General features: G+C 71.7%; 6 protein-coding genes. 2 read left to right on the top strand and 4 right to left on the bottom strand.

Features of this window, described 5'->3' with window-relative positions:
- Positions 1–87: 87 nt before the first annotated feature.
- The gene (locus tag ABZ656_RS40505; RefSeq protein ID WP_101405276.1) at positions 88–1,071 is read right to left on the bottom strand and encodes a helix-turn-helix domain-containing protein; all 984 of its coding nucleotides are present in this window, start codon (positions 1,069–1,071) and stop codon (positions 88–90) included.
- Positions 1,072–1,172: 101 nt separating this feature from the next.
- Here ABZ656_RS40505 and ABZ656_RS40500 point away from each other — a divergent pair, with 101 nt between their 5' ends.
- Entirely contained in the window at positions 1,173–2,603 is a 1,431-nt protein-coding gene (locus ABZ656_RS40500; RefSeq protein WP_360275178.1) for an MFS transporter, read from the top strand.
- Here ABZ656_RS40500 and ABZ656_RS40495 read toward each other — a convergent pair.
- The 3 genes from ABZ656_RS40495 to ABZ656_RS40485 form a co-directional block, all read right to left on the bottom strand.
- Positions 2,596–3,444, bottom strand: a complete 849-nt coding sequence (locus ABZ656_RS40495; RefSeq protein ID WP_360275175.1) for a hypothetical protein — start codon at positions 3,442–3,444, stop codon at positions 2,596–2,598. The genes ABZ656_RS40500 and ABZ656_RS40495 overlap by 8 nt on opposite strands.
- A 1,162-nt stretch (positions 3,445–4,606) precedes the next feature.
- The gene (locus tag ABZ656_RS40490) at positions 4,607–4,996 is read right to left on the bottom strand and encodes a VOC family protein (RefSeq protein WP_360275172.1); all 390 of its coding nucleotides are present in this window, start codon (positions 4,994–4,996) and stop codon (positions 4,607–4,609) included.
- 14 nt (positions 4,997–5,010) lie between these two features.
- Positions 5,011–5,745 carry a transporter substrate-binding domain-containing protein gene (locus ABZ656_RS40485; protein WP_101405274.1) on the bottom strand — a complete coding sequence of 245 codons (735 nt, stop codon included), beginning with the start codon at positions 5,743–5,745 and terminating at the stop codon, positions 5,011–5,013.
- Between the two features lie 199 nt (positions 5,746–5,944).
- Between ABZ656_RS40485 and ABZ656_RS40480 the strand changes: the two genes are divergently transcribed.
- Complete coding sequence (locus ABZ656_RS40480) at positions 5,945–6,151, top strand: hypothetical protein (protein ID WP_054235491.1); 207 nt, start codon at positions 5,945–5,947, stop codon at positions 6,149–6,151.
- The last annotated feature ends 18 nt before the right edge of the window (positions 6,152–6,169 follow it).

Genomic DNA, 6,169 nt, shown 5'->3' with positions numbered 1-6,169 from the left:
AGGGCCTGTGCCCGGCACGCCGAGAGCACGCACCTGACGCCGCAGGGCCCGCCCTCCGGGCGGACGACGGGAATTTGACGACAGGACCTAGGCCGCTTCCGTCTCCGCCGCCAGCGCGATCTCGTGCAGCTTCCTCAGGCGTTCGCGGCTCTGCTCGTCCGTGGGGGCGTACGTCACCATGCGGGCGCCCATGTCGGGAGCGAGCCACAGGTCGGTGTGGTCGACGGTGAGCAGCCCGACGTACGGGTTCAGGAACTGCTTGGTCTTGCTGCGCGAGCCGCCGTACACCTCGTACCGCTCCCAGATCTCACGGAACTCCGCCGACTCCGTCCGCAGCCGCTTGACCAGCAGCTTCCAGGCAGGCTCGCCGAGGTGGCCGGCCATTGAGCCGCGCAGCTTGGCGGCCATCACGCGCATGGTCTCGTCGAGGAGCACGATCGACTCGCGCCACTCCGGGTGGGTGTAGGCGAGGATCATGCAGTTGCGGTCCTCGGGCGGTACGGCGTCGAGGTCGCGCATCATCAGCCGGGCGTACGTGCGGTTGTACGCCAGGATGTCGTAGCGGCTGTTCTGGATGCAGGCCGGGACCGGCTCCAACTGGGACAGCACCTCGAGCAGGGCCGGAGTGAGGGTCGGGCACGGCGCGGCGGGCGTGGGGTCGACGGCTCCGGCCAGCCGGAAGAGGTGGGCGCGCTCGCTGGAGTCGAGCAGCAGGGTGCGGGCCAGGGCGTCGAGGACCTGTTCGGAGACCTGGATGTCACGGGCCTGTTCGAGCCAGGTGTACCAGGTGACGCCGACGGCGGAGAGCTGCGCGACCTCCTCGCGGCGCAGGCCCGGCGTGCGCCGGCGGTGGCCGCGGGGCAGTCCGACCTGCTCCGGCGTGATGCGCTCACGGCGGTTGCGCAGGAAGGTGGCGAGCTCGTGGCGCCGGATCTCGCTGCCGCGGGGGGCGACGGTGCCGTGCGGCTCGGGGTCCACCGGCCGGGGAGAGGTCACGGACACCGCCCGCTGAGCAGGGTCGTTGGTCTCCACCGGCCGGGGAGCGGTGCTCTCCTGCGTCATCGTCGTCATGCCTCCAGCCTGCCGTTCGCCGGAACCTGTTGCCAGGTAGTGCTTCTACCAGGATAAGGACACTCTGGTACCAGTCTGAGGTCAGGAGAAGTCTGGAGGACGTGACCGAAACCGGAACTCTCAGGACTCCAGTCCGCTCGCCCTCCGCGGCACCCGTGCTCAGCGGCCTCGGCCTCTTCACCGTGCTGCTCGGAGCGGCACTGCCCCTCATCGACTTCTTCATCGTCAACGTAGCCCTCCCGACCATCGGCCGGGACCTGAACGCGAGCGAAGCCGTCCTCGAACTCGTCGTCGCCGGGTACGGAGTCGCGTACGCCGTCCTGCTCGTCCTCGGCGGCCGTCTCGGCGACCTCTTCGGGCGACGCCAGTTCTTCCTCGGCGGCATGGCGGCCTTCGGCCTGACCTCCCTGGCGTGCGGGCTCGCGCCCAGCGCCTGGACGCTGGTGGCGGCGCGCGTCGCCCAGGGCGCGGCGTCCGCGGCGATGCTGCCGCAGGTGCTCGCCACCATCCAGGCGGCGACGGCGGGCCCGCGCCGCGCCAAGGCCATGGGCCTGTACGGGGCCACGGCCGGTCTGTCCATGGTGGCCGGGCAGATACTCGGCGGCCTCCTCGTCGCGGCGGACATCGCGGGCACCGGCTGGCGCGCGGTGTTCCTCGTGAACGTGCCCGTCGTGATCCTCGGCCTGATCCTGGCCACGCGCGCCGTCCCCGAGACGCGCTCGCAGCACCCGGAGCCGATCGACACCCCCGGCACGGTGCTGCTCGCCGTGTCCCTTCTCGCGCTCCTCGCCCCGCTCACCGAGGGCAGGGCGGCGGGCTGGCCCCTGTGGACCTGGCTGTCGCTGGCGCTGTTCCCCCTCGCGGCGGCGACCTTCTACTTCGTCGAGCGCCGGGAGGACCGCGAGGGCCGTACGCCCCTGGTGCCTCCGAGCCTGTTCGCGCTGACCTCGCTCCGCCGGGGCCTGATCATGATCGTGCCGTTCTCGATCGGCTTCAGCGGCTTCATGTTCGTGATCGCGGTGGCGCTGCAGCGGGGTGCGGGCCTCGGCCCGGTCCCGGCGGGCCTGGCCCTGGCACCGATGGCCGTGGTCTTCTTCGTCGTCTCCCTCTGCGGCCCCCGGCTGATCGCCCGCTACGGCACCCGGATCGTCACGGCGGGCGGGCTGATCCAGGCGGTGGGCGTGGCCCTCATCGCGCTGGCCGCCTGGCGGTCCTGGCCCGACCTGGGTGTGTGGCAACTGCTGCCGGGCGCGGCGGTCGCGGGCGCGGGCCAGGCACTCCAGCTCCCCGTCCTCATCCGGATCATCCTCTCCGAGGTGCCGTCCGCGCGGGCCGGCGTCGGCAGCGGGGTCATGGCCACCACCCAGCAGTCGGCCCTCGCCATCGGCGTCGCCACCCTGGGCACCCTCTTCCTGTCCCTCGCCTCGAGCAACGGCATGCGGGACGCCCTCGTCACCACCCTCCTGGTCCAACTGGCGGGCGTGGCCCTGACGACGGCCCTGAGCCTGCGACTGCCGCGCACGATCAGCTGAGCGGTGGGAGCAGTTGAAGCATCCGCTTCATGACGGGGACGGGCAGGGCCGCGGGCTCCGCGGTGTCGGGGTCGCGCAGCAGCCGGACGATGACCCGAGCGGGAAGCCGCGCGTGCCAGAAGGCCGCCTGGCGTATGTGGCCGTGCGGGTCGTCCAGCAGCCGTACCGCCGACGCCGCCGTCAGCCGCGGGTCCTTCGCGGCGCGGTATCTGACCTCCTCGTCCGGGTCCCGGCTGAACCGCTCCACCAGTTCGGGCGTGGACTCCGGGTCGTCCAGGGCCAGTTGGCGCATCCGCGGGTTCGGGTCGTCGGCGTGGCGGAGGAGGTCGTGGCGGGGGAAGTTCGGGTGGCCGTGCGGGCGGTCGGGGGCGCTGAGGCTCCCGGTCCACCACTGCCACACCCGCAGCAGCATGTCGGCGGGCGCGTCGTCGCAGGACTCGGCGAGGAAGAGCTGCACGACACGGTCCTCGTCCCGGGCGAGGAGTTCCACGACGTCCGGCGGAAGGCGCTTGGCGCGGGCGACGCTGCGGCGTACGAGGGGGTGGGCGGAGGCGGCCAGGCGGCGCAGGGCGGCGGGGTCGTCGTGCAGGTCCGTGACCCAGTCGAGCGGATAGTGGTGCAGGCGCGGATCGAAGTCGATGTCGATGCCGGCTCGTTGTTCCTCGGTGAGGTCGGGTCGCTTGGAGACCGCGAAGCGGACGGACTCGTCCTGGTCCCGGCCGAGGAGGGCCACCAGGTCCGGGTCGAGACCCGGGCTGCCCGCGAGGGAACGGCGCAGGACGGGATCGCCGTGGTGGGACAGGTGTTCGACGAGGTCGCGCTCCAGACGGCAGGTCTTCACGGCACGGTCCTGGCCCCCCGTAGGCGGTGTCGGAGGCGAAGTCGGCGGCGAGGAAGACGGACCGGGGCATCGGATGGTCCTGGTGGTGCCGGAGCAGGGCCTCCGCACGGACCTTGCCGCTGGGGTCACCGAGCAGCTTGTGCCGGGTCTCGTTCGGGAGGTGGGGCCAGGCGCGTCGGCAGGCCGCGGCCTGTACCGTCCACTCGGGGTCGGCGGCCAGCACGGTCAGCAAGTGCGCGGACAGCCCGGACAGGCGGGCGGTCTCCGCACGGACCCGGGCGGACGGATCCACGGCGAGCCGCTCGCAGGCGGGTCCGGCGAGCTCGACGCGCCGGTCCGCCGCGAGCATGGTGAGGATCCACCGGTGCCGCTCGTTCTGCTCGGCGAGGATCAGGCGGGTCCATTGATCGGCCGTGATGTTCGGCTGAGCCTCGGCCAACTGCGCCCGTATCTGCCAGTCCGGGTGAACCATGGCGGCCTCCACGACCGCCGTCGGCATCGCGCTGTACTTGAGGTAGGTGGACCGGCCCTGTAGACCGGCGCGCAGGTCATCGGGGGTGGCCGGGTTGAGCGCCAGCCCGTCCGCCCATGACGTGAGGAGCCGCTCCGAAGGGTCCAGCCCCTCGAACGCCGACTCCCAGGCAGCGGCCCGCTCTTGAGGAGTCTCCCGGGCCGTCGCCCGCGCGGCCGCCTCCCGCCGCTCCTGCATCCGGTCCACGACGACGAGCCGGATCCCGTCGTCCTCGGATGTCGTACCCAGCAGGCTGTCGCCATCTAGGGAGAGCGCGACGAACTTCGGCTCGCCGGGCCGTTCGCCCAGCACTCCGGCGAGGTCCCACCGGTCGGTGAGCCGGACCGGCGTCCAGTCCCAGGGCGCGCTGCCCGTGCGGTGGCCTGCGACATCGATGAGGAAGACACCGTCCTCGTCCAGGACCCCGCCCGCGACCGCCAGACGGTGCCACTGCGCGTTGAACTCGCCGATCGGGTCCGCCCGGGCACCGGCCACGCTCACCACCCGCTCCGCGTCACCCGGGACAACCACACGCCACGCGAACCGGGGCGACGGCACCTCCTGAACCCGCCGCTCCCCGACGACTTCCAGCCCCGCCCGCCGCAACAGCTCCCCGAGCTCGGCTGTCCCACGCGTCATGAATACGACTCCTCAGCGACGGAAGTGACGGACCAGGCAGAAGGGATGTCCTGCCGGATCGGCGTAGATGTGCCAGCCCCGCCCGTCGGAGACGTCGAGCGGCGTCGCGCCCAGAGCCAGGACCTGTTCCCGCGCTCGGTCCAGGTCGGGGACGCCGAAGTCCAGGTGGAACTGCTGGGGGCGGGCGGGATCGGGCCACTGTGGAGGCCGGTACGCCGTGGCCGGCACGCGCTGGAAGGCGAGCACGAGACCGGACGGCGTGTGCAGCGTCGACCAGGCCTCGTCGAGTGCCCAGCGCCGGTCCGGCCGGTTGACGGTACCGCCGAGCAAGTCCTCGTAGAACTCGGCGAGTCGGAGCGGATCGGGACAGTCCAGCACCACGCACTGCAGTTCGGCGATCACGTGCCGATCCTAGGTCAGCTCCCAGGGCGGGCGAGTGGGGCGGCCAGGGTCTCCGGCTGGTGGGCGCGGCGTAGGGCGTTCGCGACGAAGCCGTTCGCCTTCAGTTCCTCGACGAGGTCGTGGAGGAAGCGCACGGTCTCGGGGTGGCGGGTCCTCGTCGTGCCGACCGCTTGGCTGATCTGCATGAACCGGTCCTCGATCAGGCGGAGTTCGGGGTGTGCCGCGACGAACTCGGTCATCGGCTGCCTGATCCCTGCCGCAACCTCCAGCCCCTCGGCCCGAAACGCCTCGACCCCGTCCTCCCCGCGCACCACGCTCGCGTGCCGAAGCGTGCGGGAGAGAAAGAGGTCGTAGGCGGACCCGCGTTTCACACCGATCCGTACGCCGGGACGGTCGACCTCGGCGACGGTCGTCAGGTCCGAGTCGCGGGGGACGGCGTACACGCCCTCGATCACGACGTACGGCGCCGTGAACGCGACCTCGGCCTCCCGCGCGGGCTCGACGGCCAGGAAGCAGAGGTCGGCACGGCCCTCCGCCATCGCCTCGTACGACTTGCGGGCCGCGTCGAAGCAGAGGAGTTCCACGGGGACGTCGAGGCGGGCGGCGATCTCCCGAGCGAGGTCGACGGTGATGCCGGCCGGGGCCGTCGGTGTGCCCTGGGCCAGCACGGGATTGCCCAGGTTGATCGAGGCCCGCAGGGTGCCGTGGGGCGCGAGATCCTTGGCGATGGCGGGAGTTCCGGTCGTCATGAGCGGAGTCTAGATCGAGGGCGGTGCGGCAGTGCGGAGGGTGGACGGGCGGAAACGGATCGTGATCGCGTACGACCACGCGGTGAACTCGGGGCCGAAGAACCCCCGTTGATCTTCCTGATGCTGCACACTCCTTGCTGCAAAAACCTTGCCGCCAACGCCTTCCCGCGTGAGCGGAGCGGTAACACCTGGAGGTGTCATGCTGCAGATCAACACGAGCAAGGTAAGCCGCTGGGACCAGCACGGCCGCGAGCACGTCGTCCACGTCCAGCGCGCCGGTGTACAGCGCACGATCAGATGCGACACCTGCGGCTGGCGCAAGGGCGCGCAGTTCCTGCCGTGGCTGAAGGCGGAGGAACACCTCGCCGAGGCGCATCAGGCGACGGTGGACCCGACGGAGGGATAGTCCTCCGCCGGGTCCACC

This window comes from Streptomyces sp. NPDC007095, from assembly GCF_040634475.1.
GTDB lineage: Bacteria > Actinomycetota > Actinomycetes > Streptomycetales > Streptomycetaceae > Streptomyces.
This window is presented reverse-complemented; position numbering and strand designations above follow the sequence as displayed.

Excerpts from the sequence above, each read along its gene's own strand:
- ABZ656_RS40505 (WP_101405276.1), bottom strand. The coding sequence starts at position 1,071 with ATGACGACGATGACGCAGGAGAGCACCGCTCCCCGGCCGGTGGAGACC.
- ABZ656_RS40485 (WP_101405274.1), bottom strand. The coding sequence starts at position 5,745 with ATGACGACCGGAACTCCCGCCATCGCCAAGGATCTCGCGCCCCACGGC.
- ABZ656_RS40480 (WP_054235491.1), top strand. The coding sequence starts at position 5,945 with ATGCTGCAGATCAACACGAGCAAGGTAAGCCGCTGGGACCAGCACGGC.